Origin of the sequence: Leptothoe kymatousa TAU-MAC 1615 (assembly GCF_018739865.1) — a bacterium.
Lineage (GTDB): Bacteria > Cyanobacteriota > Cyanobacteriia > Phormidesmidales > Phormidesmidaceae > Leptothoe > Leptothoe kymatousa.
This window is the reverse complement of record NZ_JADOER010000014.1, coordinates 1-17,723: the sequence shown is the minus strand read 5'-3', so window position 1 is coordinate 17,723 and position 17,723 is coordinate 1. Positions and strand designations below refer to the sequence as shown.

15 protein-coding genes are annotated in these 17,723 nt (G+C 49.7%); 8 read left to right on the top strand and 7 right to left on the bottom strand.

What is annotated here, in order from left to right; translation table 11 throughout:
* Window positions 1-12: 12 nt before the first annotated feature.
* From IXB28_RS15215 to IXB28_RS15205, 3 genes are all read right to left on the bottom strand, one after another.
* Complete coding sequence (locus IXB28_RS15215) at window positions 13-2,793, bottom strand: pentapeptide repeat-containing protein (protein WP_215619461.1); 2,781 nt, start codon at window positions 2,791-2,793, stop codon at window positions 13-15.
* Between the two features lie 85 nt (window positions 2,794-2,878).
* Window positions 2,879-3,466, bottom strand: coding sequence for an RNA polymerase sigma factor (locus IXB28_RS15210; RefSeq protein WP_215619460.1), 588 nt, complete (start codon window positions 3,464-3,466; stop codon window positions 2,879-2,881).
* Between the two features lie 586 nt (window positions 3,467-4,052).
* A complete protein-coding gene (locus IXB28_RS15205) occupies window positions 4,053-4,265 on the bottom strand; it encodes a hypothetical protein (protein WP_215619459.1) in 213 nt (70 codons plus the stop codon).
* Between the two features lie 360 nt (window positions 4,266-4,625).
* Here IXB28_RS15205 and IXB28_RS15200 point away from each other — a divergent pair, with 360 nt between their 5' ends.
* The 3 genes from IXB28_RS15200 to IXB28_RS15190 all read left to right on the top strand — a co-directional run bounded on the left by IXB28_RS15200 (window position 4,626) and on the right by IXB28_RS15190 (window position 8,385).
* Entirely contained in the window at window positions 4,626-5,369 is a 744-nt protein-coding gene (locus IXB28_RS15200; protein ID WP_215619458.1) for a TrmH family RNA methyltransferase, read from the top strand.
* Window positions 5,370-5,637: 268 nt separating this feature from the next.
* The gene (locus tag IXB28_RS15195; RefSeq protein ID WP_215619457.1) at window positions 5,638-7,728 is read left to right on the top strand and encodes an FAD-dependent oxidoreductase; all 2,091 of its coding nucleotides are present in this window, start codon (window positions 5,638-5,640) and stop codon (window positions 7,726-7,728) included.
* Between the two features lie 492 nt (window positions 7,729-8,220).
* Window positions 8,221-8,385: a hypothetical protein gene (locus IXB28_RS15190; RefSeq protein ID WP_215619456.1), complete on the top strand. Its 165-nt coding sequence runs from the start codon at window positions 8,221-8,223 to the stop codon at window positions 8,383-8,385.
* 295 nt (window positions 8,386-8,680) lie between these two features.
* On the opposite strand, the gene IXB28_RS15185 is transcribed toward IXB28_RS15190, so the two are convergent.
* The gene (locus IXB28_RS15185) at window positions 8,681-10,195 is read right to left on the bottom strand and encodes a cryptochrome/photolyase family protein (RefSeq protein WP_215619455.1); all 1,515 of its coding nucleotides are present in this window, start codon (window positions 10,193-10,195) and stop codon (window positions 8,681-8,683) included.
* Window positions 10,196-10,464: 269 nt separating this feature from the next.
* On the opposite strand from IXB28_RS15185, the gene nblR reads away from it, so the two are divergent.
* Entirely contained in the window at window positions 10,465-11,154 is a 690-nt protein-coding gene (gene nblR / locus IXB28_RS15180) for a response regulator transcription factor NblR (RefSeq protein WP_215619454.1), read from the top strand.
* A 313-nt stretch (window positions 11,155-11,467) separates the two neighbouring features.
* On the top strand, window positions 11,468-11,872 hold the full coding sequence (locus tag IXB28_RS15175; protein WP_246559815.1) for a DUF192 domain-containing protein: 405 nt from the start codon (window positions 11,468-11,470) through the stop codon (window positions 11,870-11,872).
* A 238-nt stretch (window positions 11,873-12,110) separates the two neighbouring features.
* Here IXB28_RS15175 and IXB28_RS15170 read toward each other — a convergent pair whose 3' ends face one another.
* Together IXB28_RS15170 and IXB28_RS15165 are read right to left on the bottom strand one after the other, a co-directional pair.
* Window positions 12,111-13,262: a pyridoxal-phosphate-dependent aminotransferase family protein gene (locus IXB28_RS15170; RefSeq protein WP_215619452.1), complete on the bottom strand. Its 1,152-nt coding sequence runs from the start codon at window positions 13,260-13,262 to the stop codon at window positions 12,111-12,113.
* Window positions 13,263-13,512: 250 nt separating this feature from the next.
* Window positions 13,513-14,667, bottom strand: a complete 1,155-nt coding sequence (locus tag IXB28_RS15165; protein ID WP_215619451.1) for a hypothetical protein — start codon at window positions 14,665-14,667, stop codon at window positions 13,513-13,515.
* A 164-nt stretch (window positions 14,668-14,831) separates the two neighbouring features.
* Here IXB28_RS15165 and IXB28_RS15160 point away from each other — a divergent pair, with 164 nt between their 5' ends.
* The 3 genes from IXB28_RS15160 (at window position 14,832) to IXB28_RS15150 (ending at window position 16,788) form a co-directional block, all read left to right on the top strand.
* On the top strand, window positions 14,832-15,320 hold the full coding sequence (locus IXB28_RS15160; RefSeq protein WP_215619450.1) for an ureidoglycolate lyase: 489 nt from the start codon (window positions 14,832-14,834) through the stop codon (window positions 15,318-15,320).
* 86 nt (window positions 15,321-15,406) lie between these two features.
* On the top strand, window positions 15,407-15,985 hold the full coding sequence (locus tag IXB28_RS15155) for a Uma2 family endonuclease (RefSeq protein WP_215619449.1): 579 nt from the start codon (window positions 15,407-15,409) through the stop codon (window positions 15,983-15,985).
* Window positions 15,986-16,017: 32 nt separating this feature from the next.
* A complete protein-coding gene (locus IXB28_RS15150) occupies window positions 16,018-16,788 on the top strand; it encodes a transposase (protein ID WP_215619448.1) in 771 nt (256 codons plus the stop codon).
* Window positions 16,789-16,892: 104 nt separating this feature from the next.
* On the opposite strand, the gene IXB28_RS15145 is transcribed toward IXB28_RS15150, so the two are convergent.
* Window positions 16,893-17,579: a GUN4 domain-containing protein gene (locus IXB28_RS15145; protein WP_246559814.1), complete on the bottom strand. Its 687-nt coding sequence runs from the start codon at window positions 17,577-17,579 to the stop codon at window positions 16,893-16,895.
* Window positions 17,580-17,723 lie beyond the last annotated feature (144 nt).

The window sequence follows — 17,723 nt, the reverse complement described above, 5'->3', positions numbered from 1 at the left end:
TCAGCCGACAACTTATGTCGCTTTCAGCAGCAGACGCCCTGCTAGCCCCTGGGGACGCTTGCTGTGGGGCGACACTAGCGGGGTGGCAAGACGCCGATGGGGGTGGCTGCATATGGCGATAATGTCGCGTCTATAGGAGCTGATCTTGGTGATGAAAATATGAATCTCATCCAGCAGGTGTAAAAGCTTTTTCTTCCCTAACGTCATGGCACCCAAGTGTTTCATCCCTTGGTATTCAGAATCTAGCGTTGTATGAATAGATCTGGCCTGCTCCAGTTGTTCCGCTAAAAATCCGATAATTGCTGTATTTCTAACCGTGTGGGCCGAAAATCCCTTATAAACGCTTTCCAAGCATTCATTCGCATTGCTGAGTCGGTCTAACGAATCCTGGAGATCCTGCAATCTATCCTGCAAAATCAACGAAAATTCCGTTGCATCCTCTGGAAGAAATTCTATCCTCTCTTGGCCATGCTTATTCTTATGAGCATACTTTCTCTGGGAGAAAACGGTTACTGGTAGGCTAGTCATTTCAATGCCTGTGTCAACAAATAACGTTTTGACTAATTTGTTTTTCCGCAGGCTACACCTTTTCAAGGAAGAATTTAGAAATTCTAAGCCATCTAGGATAGCGTAGTTGAAGTTAATGTTCTCTAAATGGCTGTTCGCCACTAAAGAATCATTCAAATAGGCATAGTAAAACTGAGAATTAGTGATTTTTATGGATGTGAGATTGGCCGCATGCAGCCGAGCTTTTCGAAAATCACAGTCGTGCACCTGGGAACTAGAAAGACTGCAGTCGCTAAGGTTGGCCCCCGCGAAACAGGAATTAATCAAATGGGAATTTTCGAGCAATGCCGATGATAAATCTGACCAACTGAAGTCAAGATTTTCAAGTTTGGCGCTGTCAAAATTCGCCCCCGTTAAATTAGATTTATCGAACTGTGTATTGACTATGTGGGCATCCTTAAACGAGCAATACTTGAGATCGGTGCCTGAAAAGTAGGCATTGACGATGCTCGTATTTTGTAAATTCGCTCGTTTTAGGCGCGATTGGCTAAACTTAGCGTCGTCTAAAACGGCATCGATTAGGGAGGCTCCCTTCAAGTAGCTCCCCTGTAATTCCGCATGTTGCATATGGGCATTGTCCAGCGTGGCCTCCTTTAAATTGCTGCCCTGCAATATGCTAAAGGTGAGATTGGCTGCGCTTAAGTCAGCGTTTGCGAAAAGAGAGCCTGTTAACCTAGCATCTTTTAGATTGGACTTCGCGAGAATTGCCCGTTCAAAACTAGCATTTTCAAAGGTTACCCGACTTAGGTTACACTCCCGTAGTATGGCGTCATCAAAGTTAGCTCGAGAACCATGGCTGCCGCTTAAGTTTGCTCCATACAAATTGACATGGCTAAAATAAGAGCCCTCTAATTTAGAACATTGGAGATTCGCCTTTTCAAAGTTTGCTTTTTTCAGCGAACATCCCCGCAAATCACTTTTGTATAGGTTTGCCTGCACCAGGGTTGCCGAATTTAGAATGGCTCCCCCTAGCTTGGCCTTACTTAGGTTTGTATGACTTAAATTCGCTAAAACAAAACTAGTGTTGAGTAGAATAGCTCGATTAAAGTTGGTCCCCTCTAAATCCGCGTCATTAAAGTTACTGCGTCTGGCAATAATTCCCGCCATATTGGCCGATTTGATACTGGCGCCGGCTAATTTGACACAAATAAACGTGGTTTCTGTTTTCGGATAATTGGGATCTCTGGTGAAATCACTGTGATCCAAAACTGTTTTTCTCATGACGGAGTTATTGAAGTGAGCACCCCCGCCAGAGACGCCAGTTAAGTTTGCACCAATCAGGTTGACCCTGAGCATATTAGCCAGATTAAGATTAGCGTGCTGCAATCTGGCTTTCTTCAGCTTGGCCCCCTTCAAATCACTCTTATATAAATTGCACTCTTGGAGGTTGGCCTGCATCAAATTGGCCCCACGCAGCCAAGTGTGGCTGAGGTCGGCCCTAAATAAACTGGCCTCTTTTAGGGAAGTGCCACCTAAATTAGCTTTAAACAAATTGGCATAGTCAAGATTGGCGTTGTCTAAATTCGCAAACCTTAGGTTTGCCTCCTCAAGATTTGCGCCTTTGAAATTTGCACCTTGTAAATCTGCATAGGATAGATCAATGGCTTTGAGATCGGCATTTTCAAAATTTGCATGGCTCAGATCGTGGCGGTTCATGCAAGTATGGCTCAGATTGACCCCTTGATAGTCTCGGCCTTTTGTGGTGTTTGCCGTTGCCTGGGGGGATGCAGCCTGGGGCTTAGAAATGGAAAATTCAGGATGACTCCCGACCTTGAGACCATGGGGGACAGCCGGTATTGTGTAGGTTTGGCTGATGGTGATTGACCCACAGGAATCCATGGCGTCGTCGCCGTCGTCATCCAACTGTTGTGAAACTTGGATTTCGCTAGCCACTTTGTGGGACGTATGGCCCACATTTTCGATAAACTCCAAGGCAATGGATGCTTGGTCTCTATATTCCTGCTTTGCTGGTGGAGCTAGCAAATTGAGCTGTTCACAGATGCACTGGTTAACTTCTTGAATTAGGTCGTAGATAAAATCGTTGGTTGTACTTGCCAGCAGAATATTATCTAGTTTTTTGGACTCGGATTTGCTGGGGTTCTGGTTAAGGGAAATATTGGTGTAGCCACGGATCAGGTGTTCAATGTCATCGTTTGCATTATGGCTTTTGCAGATTTTTTCTACCTTTTCTAAGATTTCTTCGTGGTTGGGATAATTACCGGTCATAACATCAGTCTCTACGATTTCTAGGGTTGGTGAATGGTTGAAGAATGCTTAGGGGAGTCAACAAGGAAGGGCTAATAGATTTGACTTATTTGATTTCAATTCTCTTAATGGCTCGACTGTATTGCTTTTTAATCTTGTTAATCAGGGTGAGAGACACTTCTTTTTCTGGAATATCGCCAGCATCAATCAAGGCCTGACACACATCTTTCCAGGTTGTTTTTCCCTGACTGTGATATAGGAAGATGATTTTTGCTTCATAGGGATTAACACAATTTAGAACTTTTCTTTTTAGATCTTTGAGGGCCTCTTCTTCGCTATGGGTGGGGCGCTCTTGTTGAAATATTTGTTTATGTTTTTCTACTCTATCTCTGATTTTTTTTTGGCGTTGATGGGCCCGACTATATTCATGGATAACGTTGCGTCCCACGGAGTGATATAGGGCTACCAGGTTCTTTATTGGTTGGCCGTTCCTGATCATCGATGCGATTCTTGCATAGGATTCGTTAAATACATCCGATGGTGTGTGAATGCCGTCGATGCGGGCAATCTTTAACCGCATTTTGTATGTCGCAAAAAGAGCATCTGGTTCTTTGAGAATTAAGGTTGAATGTGCCATCAGCTCTTCCTCCGTTTTACAGTGGAGTTTAGTGTGTTGTTTGAGGGGATCTGGCATGTGTTTGTGTGTGTGAGTATTTGGACCTTAAAAAACCTTGAGTTCTTTAGTTACGCTCTTTGCCAAGTTACCCTCCCTTTTCCCCTTGAAAGGTTATTGGCTGAGGTAATGGATATACGTCATATACAGGGTGATAGATCAGATCAGAGATGATTGGCGAGAATGTTCCGTTCATAGAACATTCCCCTGGTTGGCTGTGTGGGGAGGGTAGGACCCCCTGGTGAGAGCTTTAGGTAAAGTCAGCAGGGATAATACACGGATTAGCATGGTTTATGTTAGTTGGTTTGAAGCAAGTAAGGCGTTGGCTAGTAAGCTTTGGGGCTGATACTACCGACGGTATAAAATAATGTGATTTTTACTCTCTAAAGTGTGACAAGTTAAATAAATAAAAATTGAGTATGCATGGGAAATCTCTCTATTTCAAGGGTTTTGAAGATTTCCAATGATTTGCAACTGGTTGAGCTTGCACTAGATATGTAGCGATTGAGACAGTTTTTGGCTTGCCTATGCGATTTTGCCATTAAAAAACCTGCTATTAGGAGCAGGTGGGGGGAATTACTCAATAAAATTTGGCTCGACACGATGTTCACAAGGGCGCGATCCAAAGCTTGAGTTCATAGCGACCCTCTATTTTTACAATGTCTCCTGGCATAAAGTTTCTGGGGATTCTGGTGCGGGCATGCCAGTAGACCCCTTGTACTTTGACGCGCCATTCTTGGTAGGGGGTTAAGACAGCATCAATTACGCCTTCATAGCCATTAGCATTTTGTTTGCCATTTCTCTCTTGTCTTGAAAACATGACTAGAGCCACTCCAGTGGTTGCTTACATTAGTTAGTGAGCTTTAAAGGCCCATGTGTGACATCGGCCGTCTAGTTTGAAGTATGCTCCATCTGATTTCAGTAGTATTAGCTGGATATTGCTGGAGTCAGTGGATGCATCACCAGTGCTCGAATTATTTGAATATGGGGTGATTTTGGGCGATGGATTAAGGGCCGGTTAAAAATATAGCTTGGCGCAAACTGCCGGATGCAGCAGTTTGCTATAAAAATCATGGCCTGGTTGATGGAAACCATGGCTTAGCAGGCCTTGAAGGAATTAAACCGTGAAGCAGTTTCTTGACTGCTCCTAAGCCAAGCCATCGCCGTATAATGCATCCCTATGGAAATAATCTTTATCCTTGTCGATTCGGAAGAACCAGAGAATGTGGGCGCGGCGGCTCGGGCCATGCACACCATGGGGTACAACAGCCTGCGGTTAGTGCGCCCTAAGGCGGACCACTTGGGGGAAAAAGCAATGGCGTTGGCCCATGGTTCTCAGCATGTTTTGCAAAATGCTGAGGTATTCGATACCCTGCCTGAGGCCATGGCAGACTGTGGTTTGGCCTGTGCCACCACCGCCCGTCACCGCTACGAAAAGCACCATTACACCGCTGTGGGTAAGCTGCCTGCGTATTTTCAAGCCAAGGGTGAGTGGCTCCATCGGGTCGCCATTGTGTTTGGGGGAGAGCGCTCGGGGTTAACGTCTGCTGACGTAGAAGCCTGCGACCTGATTACCAATATTCCTCAGCACCAGCTGCAGCCATCGCTCAATTTGGCCCAGGCGGTTATGGTGTATAGCTTTGTCCTATCTGCTGACCAAACCCAAATCCAAATTGCCGATCAGCGCCTTAATAGTGCAGAGATGCCCACGGCCGAATATGCCAGCCTCAAACAGCTACTGCGCCAGCTGATGGAGCGGGTGGGGCTGCCGGAACGCTACCAGACCTATGTTATGCACGGAGTGGCCCGACTAGAACGGGAGGATCTCTATGTCGTCCATAAGCTACGGTCGGCGCTGGACTATGCCCTAGATCAGCGGGAAAAGCAGGGTGTGGAGCCTATTACTGGGACCAAAAACCAGTAAAGATGAGCGGCAGTAGGATGAGTAAACTGCCTAAAAAGAGTAGGGTAGCTGGGTCAATATCCAGAACAGGGGGCTGGTTGGGGGATTTTTTAGCCATGGTTTTTATGGTGATGATCTAATGATTTGAGATTACTGCACCACCGTGATTTATGAAAAACTACGGTGCAATTTGCGCTGGTGCTCAACCCTCGATCCATGATGGGATGATTTTGGCGAGATACCCATGGCCCCATTAACCTAGCGGCCTATCGAGTTTGGAGAGATACCCATGGCCCATCAGCGCAACGGTCTGCTTAGTGACGATGTTTTAACCCGCCCAGACGAAGGGGCGACCTATACCTGCTCGATTGCCGTTATTGGGGGATCTACGGCGGCCTATACAACGGCCTTGATTGCCCTGAAGCTAAAGCTGAATGTCTGTCTGGTGCAGCCCCAGCGTGTCGTGGGCGGGCAGTTTACGGCCCAGGCCCTGCCGGCCTCTGACGATGGCGATTTGTTGAGCCACCGGGCTGATTTGGTGAGCGTAGATGGGGAGAAATTTGCCATTTCTAAAATTCAGCGATGGTTTCGGAACCAGCAGCGACGGCTGCAGCCGGTGGCGGGGCGCCGAGTGGAGGATCCAGGCGGCTCTTGGGTCGGGCATTTGTCGACCACCCCTGTGGTGGCATCGACCGCCCTCAATGAAGCTTTGATGCCCTATCTAAAGTCGGGCAAGCTGAGGTTGATTCCCTATGCAGAACCCACCGGCTTATTGTGGGCGGATGGGGAGACACCACGGCGAGTGACGGGGGTGACGTGCCGCGATAGGCGCACCCGCCATGGCTTTACAGTCCGGGCCAAAATTGTGGTGGAAGCCACGGATCTGGGGGATTTGTTAGAACTGGGGAATTTGCCATCGCGGGTGGGGCAGGAAGCTCGTAGTGATACGGGGGAAGCGATTTTACCCGAGCAGGCTCGCCCCCAGTGTCAGCAATCCTTTACCTTTGATGTTTTGGTGGAGCGTACCGCCCCTGGTCGTGGGGTGCCAATTGGCATGCCGAAAGAATATGGGCGAGTTACCTGGTTAAACCTGAAGGAATTTACCGGTGACTTTTGGGTGCGCAAACAGGGGGCATGGAAAAAGCGAGACTTCTTTGATGCCTTTGGCATCTTTCGCTATCGCCGACTGCAGCGACGCTCGCTGACTAAAAATAAAGTCTCGGTGGGGGATGTTTCTGTCATTAACTGGGGTACTTCGGGACATCCTGAACTGGGCCAATGCTGTGGCAATGATTATCGTACGGGCTATTTAGTGGGGCTGAGTCGGCCGGAGCGGGATCGACAAATTCAGCGCGCCCGCACCCGAGCCCAGGCGTATATTCACCATTTGCAGGTAAATGGGGTGTCGGATCTTAAGCCCCGGGGGGATCTGACCTGGACTAAGGACGGTATTGCTCTGGAGCCCTATATTCGCGAAGCTCGTCGGGGGATTGCCCTCACCACCATTCGCCATGGGGATGTGGCGAAAAGCTTTTTTCCCAACCAGGCCCGGGCTCGTACCTTTTCAGATACCTTGGGCATTGGTCAATATCATTATCTCGATCTGCATGGCAACCTGGTGGAGGGCCATGTGAGTCCGAAAAAGGATGATGTGTATGCGTTACCCTTTACCCTGCCTGCCAGTGCGTTAGTGCCCATTGACACCGATGGCATGGTACTTTCCGCCAAGAGTATTGGCACGACGCACATTACCAATGCGGCCTATCGTATGCATCCAATGGAATGGGCCATTGGGGAAGCCAGTGGCTTTTTGGCGGCGTTTAGTGTGTGGTCGAAAAAGCAGCCACGGGAGATTGTGCAGCAGCCGTCACTGCTGCGAAAACTGCAGGGATTTTTGACCCGTAATGGTATTCCCATCGTGTGGTTTGATGATGTGGCCCATGACGATCCGGATTTTGAAGCGATTCAGGTCATGGCGGCGGCGGGCATTATTACCAGTGAAAGTAAAAAGGATCTGCATTTTCGCCCCTATGGCAGTGTCAGCCGCGCCGTGGTGTGTACCGCGCTGGTCAATCTGTTGGGGTTGGAAAAGATGGAAGCGGCACGGCCTGCTTTTAAGGATGTACGGCCTGGTAAGCATTGGGCCTATGGCAGCATTGAAACTTTGAAGGCCAAGGGCATGGTCGCCGGTATGGGGAGAGGGCGGTTTATGCCGGATAAGGCCATGACTCGGCAACAGTTGGGCTATTTGGTTAGGCGGGCGATGCCCAAGGCGTATCCAGCGGCCTTTGCTGAAACATCCCAGGATCGGCACATTGTGCAACGTCGCGATCTCTCTCGGGTATTTTATGTGTTGCTAAAAGTTAAGCTGGGGATTTGAGCGGTGTTGTTCAACTATTGATTCTTGTAGTAAGTGCATATATGTATCGACGGCTACAACAGAGCTGAGATGGGTGATATTGGGGATAACCTTGGGCATGGATCTCTTTCTGGCCGTGTGGTTGCGCAGATTGGCTGATTCTCAAAATCAGCAACGTTACAGAACTAATTGCGCATTTATGACCACAAATATCGGCCATTTGTACATATTGTGACTGGTTAGGGTGCTCTAGACTTCAAATATGGCAATTGCTCTATGGCGATCTGCTAGATGTCCTAAGCAGATTGTACTAACCGCAGTTTTTTATCATTGATTGTTTATGGTGCATGCCTTTAGTGCGGCTGAGGGCGCAAAGAAGGGGGACAAGCCATTTTTGCGAGAGCAATTGCAAAGTTAAGTGAGTTTTACTGGTGCAAATTGTTTCGGGTATAGGCCTGTTAAACAGTTGCAGTGGTGAATTTTGTGACGTCAGCGCAACAGGATTGAACACAAATGCCTACAGAACAGATGACAATTTATGTACCCCCTCGGGTCAAGAAAGAGATTAAGCAGTTGGCTGCTGCTAAGGATATGTCGATGAATACTATTGTGGTGGAAGCATTAGAGCTTGCGATCGCAGCCTGGGAAGCCGAAAACAATCGTTCCTGGGGAACGTAATGAAAGTAGACACACCCTGAGACTGTGTCCTGCTCATGGAGAGCTTGATGATCGACAGTTACACCCTGTTCCGAGCTCAGAAGCTGTCCGAGACGTTGCTAACTCTGGTATGTCGATGTCGATAAGCGACTGTTGTACGGTTTGCTTACCGAGGCGATCATGGCCTGAATTGGCAGCGTCTTTTACTGAGCTGTTCTACGCTATGACAATCATCATAGGAGAAAATATTTTTCTCTCACCATAGTCGTTGCGTTCTCCACCGGTCTTTACCATTCCCTGACGTAGCGATGGCCAACTATGAAGCTGCCGAAGATTTTTGGACCTGGTGCCATTTCTCTGCTTTGTCACGAATGGCGGTGTAGTCTTCTTGGGACATCTTATCTAAATTCTTTAAAATAAAATTCATCCGCCCCTGGTTTGCCAATTTGTCGCGGTGGCGGGCGAGAAAATCCCAATAGAAAAAGTTAAAGGGACAGGCCTTGTCCCCGGTGCGTTCCTTGGGATTATAGTGACAGCCTTTGCAATAATCGCTCATGCGATTGATGTAGTTGGCCGATGCCGCATAGGGTTTTGTCGCCAGCAGGCCGCCATCGGCAAACAGCCCCATGCCAATCACATTGGTTTGCATCACCCAGTCGTAGGCATCAATAAATGCCACATGGAACCAAGACTCCACCTGTTGGGGCGATAGGCCCGCGATCAGGGCAAAATTGCTCAGGATCATCAGCCGCTGGATGTGGTGGTTGTAGCCGGTGCGTTTGGCCTGGTCGATGCTCTGGTGCAGGCAGTTCATGGGGGTGTCGCCCGTCCAAAAAAAGTCGGGTAGGGGCTGATGGTGGTCAAAATAATTACCGTCAGGGTAGTCCTCCGCCACATAGCTATATAGACCGCGCATATATTCGCGCCAGCCCAACACCTGACGAATAAAGCCTTCCACACTGTTTAGGGGCATTTGGTGCCGGTGATAGGCCGCTGTCGCCGCCTGGATCACCTCCAGCGGGTGCAGTAGCCCGATATTTAAATAGGGGGAAAGCAGGGCGTGCCAGAGGGTATCTTCCCCGGTGACCATGGCATCTTGATAGGGGCCAAACCCCGCTAGCCGCACCTGCAGAAAATAGTCCAGCACCTGGAGCGCCTGTGGCCGGGTGACGGCCCAACCAAAGGGTTCTAGGTCCCCAAATGTGTCTAGCTGGGCCACCGCTGCCATCACTTGCTGGGTGATCTCGTCTGGCTCAAACCAGTGGGGGGCGGGTGGGTTAATTCCTTTCTTTGGCGGTTTGCGATTTTCCTTGTCATAGTTCCACTGACCGCCGATGGGGGTGGGTTTCTTGGGTGTCCCCTCCATCAAAATGCCGTAGCGTTTGCGGCCTTCGCGGTAGAACGATTCCATTAACAGGCGTTTGCGCCCGTCGGCCCACTGCTTAAACTCGTCCACAGACCATAGAAAATGGTTGTTGGCAACGATGGTGAGGGGGCAGGGCAGCTCCAAATTAGCCAGAAAATTGGCAAAGGGCCGATCGGCGGGTTCCATCACCCGCAGTTCAGTGATGCCCTGGGTTTGGATCCACTGCCGCAGCGGGGTTTCAAAGTCTGCTGCAATTTCGTAGGTGACCCGTCTGCCCTCGGCTTTGAGGTCAGCGGCAAAATGACGCATGGCCGACCACACCAGCACGAGCTTTTGGCGATGGTAGCGACGTTCGGCACTGTGGCCATGGGACTCAATAAAAATAACCGGAGCCGTGGCCTCACTCCCTAGGGCTGCCTGCTGACTCCATAGTTGATCGCCTAGTACCCAAATTCCAACAGTCATAAAAGCCCTAGCTGTGTATCTATATATTTCTTAACTTAGGGTGTTTTATCGCGTTTGCATAACCCCACGCTAGTTGTTCCTAAGCTGTGGGGCGATGGGGTGGATGGAATTGCCCTGTAGGCCATGGTTATCCCTGTAAGTATGCAGGGGATCCGCAACGCCACACGCTAGTATTTGCCTAGGATGAATGCCCCTGATGCATTTGCTCACGTGCGCGACCATCCCATCGGCGCCTGCGCTATTTGTTACCCAATCGGGAGATAAGCTCCATGAGTGCTGCTGAAGCCAACCCCTGTGTTCTATTGGTTGAAGCCAATGAAGAATTAGCCCACAACGTCAGTAATGATCTGCGGGAATCTGGCTATATTCCTCTGGTGGCGACAACCATTGATGCTGGTATGGAAGAGGTGCGCAACCGGCAGCCCGCGCTGATTGTGGTCAACCGCATGCTGGCGGGGGAGTCGGGGTTGGACCTGTGTCAGCAGCTGCGATCGCAGGGGGATCGCACCCCCATGTTGCTGCTGATGGCGCGGGATAACTTGGATGATCGCGTGGCCTGTATCGAATCCGGGGCCGACGACTATTTCCTTAAGCCTTACCGCAGCGAAGAGTTTTTGGCCTTGGTCAGTGCCTATTTGCAACCCAGCGAAAACGGCGTGGAGCAGCTGGTGTTTGGGGAGCTTACCCTGAATGTGACCAACCGACAGGCCATGCGCGGCAGCCGGATGATTGACCTGACCATGAAAGAATTTGAGCTGCTCAAATATCTAATGGAGCATCCTCGGGAAGTGCTCACCCGAGAGCAGATCCTCGAAAACGTTTGGGGCTACAACTTTATGGGGGAGTCCAACGTGATCGAGGTGTACATTCGCTATTTGCGTCTTAAAATCGATGCCGATGGCGAAAAGCGCTTAATCCAAACCGTGCGTGGCGTTGGCTATGTATTACGGGATACGTGAGTTGGGAATTAGGAGTTGGGAATTAGGAATTGGTGAAGAGTAAAGGGTGAAGAGTGAAGGGGAAAGAGTGAAGGGTGAAGGGGGCCATTCTAGTTTCCGACTTCCTAATTTCTCCTAGTTTCCGACTTCCGACTTCCGAACTTCTAATTTCTCCCCGTTGTTTAGTAAAGGACAACCAGATTTGAACCATTGGCGTAGGAAGCGATATTTTCCATTGTTGGGTCTGTGCTGTTTGTTGCTTGCCTGTTCTAACGTGTCGAGGGGGGGCGAAACGGTGGCCTCTGCTGATCCTGTTGCTGTCGATCCTGCCTCTATGCTTACTGGACCTGGTCAAGTATTGCCGATTACGGCTGAAGCTACCCTTGCGGGTGAAACCTTTGATCTGGAGGTGGCCACCACCCGCGAACAACAGCAGCTGGGGCTGATGCACCGTCAGGCACTGCCGGATAATCGGGGCATGTTGTTTCCCTTTAGCCCGCCGCGCCCGGTGGGCTTTTGGATGAAAAATGTGCCGGTGGGGTTGGATATGGTGTTTCTTTACCAGGGTAAGGTGCAGGGCATTGCGGAAGCACCCCCCTGTGCGGCGGATCCTTGCCCCACCTATAGTCCGGGGCGTGTACTGGTGGATAACGTGATTGAGCTGCGCATTGGTCGCGCGGCGGAACTGGGTTTGGAACCTGGGGATGAGGTGGAGATTCGGTATTTGGCAGGGGAATAGGCTGGGTTCGACTGCGCTCACCCAGCGACGACTGCGCTCACCCAGCGACGACTGCGCTCACCCAGCGATGACTGCGCTCACCCAGCGACGACTCCGCTCAGCCCTTGGTGATCTCAAGGTCGTTGAGCGGAGTCGAACACTCGGTGGTTGAGCGAAGTCGAACACCCGGTGGTTGAGCGAAGTCGAACACCCGGTGGTTGATCGGAGTCGAACACTCGGTAGTTGAGCGAAGTCGAAACTACCGCAATACCTGGCTGGCTGCTGAGACGGCACTGCCGGGGGCAAAGCCTTCGTAGCCGAGGATATTGAGGGTGGTTTCTAGGGCGGCGATGGTGGTGAGGATGTCGCGATCGCACACAAAGCCCAAATGCCCGATCCTAAAGATCTTGCCCTTGAGGTGATCTTGACCACCCGCCAGCGCAATATCAAACTGCTTGCGCATGGTAGAGCGAATGTCCTCAGCGCTGACAATTTCATCGGGGATCACAGATGTCACCGCCGGGCTGCTGAACGCATCGGGGGCCAACAGGGGCAGACCCAAGGCCTTCATCGCCGCACGGCAGGCCTGCTTTTGGCGCTCGTGGCGAGCAAAGATATTGGCCAACCCTTCCGCCTTCATCATTTGCAGCGCAGCTTGCAGACCAAAGTAAAGGTTTACCGGCGGCGTGAAGGGGGTGCTATTTTTCGCAAACGACTTGCGATACTTACCCAGGTCCATATAGAACTTTGGCAACGTAGCACGTTCATAGGCGGCCCAGGCTTTTTCACTCACCGACACAAAGCCCATGCCAGGGGGGAGCATAAAACCCTTTTGGGAGCCGGAGGCCACCACATCCAGACCCAGCTCGTCCACCTTTAGGTCGTAGGAAGCCAGACTGGTGACCGCATCCACAATAATGATGGCTTCACCGTGGGCCTTGACCTTCTCATTAATCGCTTCCACCGGGTTGAGCACACCGCTGGAGGTTTCACTGTGGGTGACGATAACGGCTTTGATCGCCTTGTCGCTATCGGCGGCTAGGGCCTTGCCAAATTCTTCGGGATCGAGGGGAACGCCCCAGTCGGTTTGAATTACCTGCACGTCCAGGCCAAACGCCTTGGCAATTTGTGCCCAGCGATCGCCAAACTTACCGTTGCTGCCCACCAGCACCTTATCGCCCGCGCTGAGGAAATTGATGATGCCCGCTTCCACCACGCCGGTGCCGCTGGCGCACACGGTCAGGACTTCATTTTTGGTTTGAAATAGCCACTGGAGGCCTTCGTTTACCTCGGCGATGATTTTGCCAAAGTCGCCGCTGCGGTGGCCGATGGGGTGTTTGCCCATCGCTTGTAGGACCTTCTCGGGAACCGGTGTGGGTCCCGGAATCATTAGCATTGCTTTGTTATCCATGGGGTCTGGGAAAAAAGTGCATTCCCCAGAATCGCATAAGTTTTGACGCACCTCACTGCATTTTTGATGTGTTGTAAGGTTTGGGCTACAGCCGTCCTAATTGCTGACAGTCGATGCCCATAAAGATGCTTAATATCAGGACGGTTAAACCTCACCCCCTCACCCGGTACCCGACGCCACAACTAGATTGGCGGGTCAGGTGTTTTATCCGGTGTTTAGTGTCTCTTTGTCATAGCCAGTGAAAGGTGACCTAGAGGAATTCCATCTGTTGACAGTCGCTGTCGCGCAACCCACTGCCAAATTTGACCAAGACTTTTACTCGGGTGCCGATGGGGCTGGTTTGCCACACGTCATAACTGACATTGCAGGTATGTTGTTTGTCCTCAATCGGGTCAATCAGTTTAAGAGTATAGGTCTCACCACGAGCCCCTTCCCGTCGGCAGCCCAGTTTAATATCGTCACAGGCTTTAAAGTCAGGATTGGGCCAGTGGGGTTCTTCCGCCAGACTATCGCCAGCGGCCACCACCTGCTTACTGCTCTGCCAGCGGTCTACGTTGTAGGTACAGTAAGACGCGTTGACGAGACCGTCATCGGTTTCCCGTTCGCGGTCCTCGCAGCTGATAGATTTGTGATACATGGCATCCCTTGGCAGACGGTTTTCCCAATCATCTTTGGTGAGCCTTTGGTACTTTTCGACATCGATGGTGCGCTGCCAGCGGTGGCCTGTCACCCTCAAGATAATGGGCACAGTGGGAGTGGTGGCAGCGGGTTCTTGCCATAGGGCTGATGACAGCGCGGCAACAGCGCCAAGCATCGTTGCTATCAGTATGGGACCGTAAATAGCACAGCCCAGACAGCCGAACACAGACAACCCTAATTTTTCGATGGGGGTGCTGTGGTCGAATAGCGATCTCAACTTTTTAGTACGCCCTTGACTCACCGGTTTTTGGGCTATCAGGCCTCGCGTAGATTTCTTCTTCGCTAACGGTTGCTCCGTTTCGTCAGGTGTTTCATCAGGCCAGCGCCCTATGGTCAGAGCCTCGTCTGTAATGCGCACCTGTTCTTCCAGGCTCCAGACATTGTGTGCCTGCGATTGGGTAAAGGTGCCATCTCCCTGGCCCGAGGATAGGTTTGTGGGCAATACATTGGCATCGGTTAGGGATGTACCACAGCTGCGACAAAAGTTAGCGGTTGCCCCATTGAGCGCATCACAAGCAGCACACTGCTTATCTTTACCTTGAAATGTGTAGTTTTTGACCTCCACCGTATCGGCATCCGATGGTAAATAACGCCGCGATGGATCTTGCGGAGCCCTGCATTTGGGGCAGGCACGGTGGGTTTTGGCGAGTAGTTTTGCCGTACCGCAGAACTGACAGTCCCACAGCATTTGGTAAACCTTGGTCATGGGTATGAGGATTCAGGTAGCCGTAGGGGCATTGCATGCAATGCCCCTACGCTGCATTATGTTTTTCGCAAACTGGCAACCTAATTTATGACGCAAAATCAAGTTGCCTTGTTACTGTCTTAAAATACCCAGCAAACTATAGAAGCTGCTCCTTTAAAATCGCCATGGAAACTACGTTGCAACAGCTGACGGCTCAACCTTTGACGACTGAGGCGTTTCGTCCTTTTGGCCAGGTGCTAGGTCCCCAGGGGGATGGTAAGCCCTATGATTCTGAGGATGCTCAGCTCAAGCTGGATGGGGGGATTCCTCGATTTTACATTATGCAGCTAGAGCGCAAGGGCCGACGGTTTGATCGGATTACGCGTCATTTGGCTTGTACCCAGTGTTTGGGTTCACTGGAGGGGAAAGAGTGGCTGATGGCGGTGGCTCCGCCCTGTGAGGGCACTGCGCCGGACCCGCAACAGATTCGGGCGTTTAAGATTCCTGGGGATTGTTTTATTAAGTTAGAGGTGGGTACCTGGCATGCGGGGCCTTTGTTTGAGACGGATGTGATTAATTTTTATAATTTAGAGCTAAGTGATACGAATGTGGTGGATCATGACACGTGTAATTTGGCGGAGAGTTTTGGGGTGAGTTTTGAGATTGTTGGGTAGGCTAACTCCGGAGGAGACGCTTCGCGAGCGACTCCGCTCAGCCTAAAGGGAATAAAGACTGTAATGCTGACAGAGGCTAAGTAATCATGGTTGCTGTAAAAGAGGATTTTCCCAAACTAACACCTGAAGAGTACTTGGTCTGGGAAGAGACGCAGCTAGAGAATTATGAATATATTGATGGTCAAGTTTATGCCATGGGAGGTGGCAGTGTTAACCATAGTCGTCTTGCTGTTCGCTTTACTGCATTATTTGAAACCCATTTGGGAAATACTAGTTGCATCACTGGTAACTCAGACCTAAAGGTTAATATTGCCGAGACTACCAACTATAGTTATCCAGATGTTAGCGTTACCTGCGATGACCGGGATAAGGCAACGACTCAGTATATTACTTACCCTTGTTTACTGGTGGAAGTGTTGTCGGATAGTACAGAAGCCTATGATCGGGGTGGTAAGTTTAGGCTGTATCGCAACAATCCTGTTTTGCAGGATTATTTGTTGGTGAGTTCTACCCGAGTTGAGATGGATTTGTATCATAAAAAAGATACGGGGGAATGGATAATCCTTAATTATCAGGCAGGGGATGTGATTGAGCTGAAAAGTGTTGGACTTAGGTTTCCGATTGAGCAGGTTTATCGGGGTCTGGTGCTGACTCGAGAGGCTTAAGAATGGTGATCTAGTGCACAGAGAAGTGAATCATGGCTCGAAAATCTCGCGATCTTCATCCAAATTGGTGTTATCACATTACAACTCGTTGCAACAATAGAGATTTTTGCTTAACCCAATTTATTTGTAAATCTGTTTTGCTTTTTGCAATTAAACGGTGTCAAAACAAGTACAAATTTAAGCTTTATGGGCTGTGTATCATGAGTAATCATGTGCATTACCTGCTCGAGCCATTGCAGCCAGAGGATTTGCCCAAAATAATGCACTGGCTTAACTGGTTTACTGCTATGTGTTTTAACAGATTGTTGAACCGCACTGGACATTTTTGGGAAAAGCGATATCACAGTTCTGGGTTTCCTCGAAGTGATTATCGTCGAGCTTTGAATACGCTTCGCTATATTCATGCCAATCCCAAATCAGCTGCTATGCAATTAGGTTGGTTTTATGATTTTAGTAACTATGGTGTCTATGACCGTGTGGTTCCGGATGGTATCAGCCAGTGGCATCCAGCTTTTTTCGCATTAGGAATCACGTTAGATGCCTGTGCTGTAGCCTATCGTCAGTTTTGTAAAAAATATCGTCCCAGGCCGAAACCTGAAATAAAGCGCACATGGGGTAAACAAATGCTGGCGGGTCTGAAACTGCGCAAGAAATTCAATAAAACTAGCCCTGGTCAACAACGTTTACCTTGGGATGACTGGACTGTGCCAGTCGGAGAAATTTATAAAGTAGCCAAGGAATTTGTATGGGCAAATGCCTTAAATCCAGATATTGCAGTGTTGCAATTTAGTGACAGTACGTAATGGTTAGGGTGCTAGGTAACAACTTTCTGAAACTCCCATTACCTGGTAGTTAGCACCTTAGAAATAAAACTTTAAAGACGGTGAAATCGCCTATGGGTTACACTTTACAAGTCGCGATGCGAGAGAAGAGATCCCCAAAACACCACACCAGCCGCCCAGCCCGGAAGATGACCAAGTGGTGCAGATGTACTAAAAACTAGGGAGTTATACATCAACAACTGTCCATCCTTGCGCCAACCCACGTTGTCTCCAAACTTTTTCCATATTTTATCACCTTGGTACTTTCCATCGAGTTTAGCTCCACACTCGATATAGATTTTCTTTTGTACACTAAAGCCAAATCTACCCTGGCTATAGTGCACCCAAAGTCGATCAATGGTTAGTAAGTCTGCACAGGGAAAGTTCAGGAGTTCATCTCTGGTGAACCAAGCCCCTGACGTTTTACCCACTGCTCGGATCATCACCTCATAGGTCTCATTATCAGCAGCTTTCCAGTCGCCTGCTTTGAGGAGATCTCTCAATTTGCTATAGTCAATTCCCTTTTCTGACTTTAGTGCAGGCTCATCTGGTGATGTTTTTGGCTGCTTAACTGGCTGAGATACTGGAGGCATCTTTTGCTCTACAACCTTACCCACCGATAGCGTCCCTGCTGTAGCAGAGGCTGTTCGAGCCGAGTCTGTAGTTGTTGGTGCTGATACGGGACTAGATGCGGGACTACGGCGCACCACATTACGAATATCCGTCAGTAAATCAATCACTTCCAAATCCTGTCCCATGGCCAGTGCATTCAATCGAATGCAAATCTTTTCCGCCAAAACAGGATTTGTTCTCTGCAGCCGATAGACATCTAATTTCAACTGATTAACTGGAGTTTAGACAAAAAACGTTGAGAGAGCGACCAACGGTTGAGTTAGATCGCTCACTAGACGAATCTG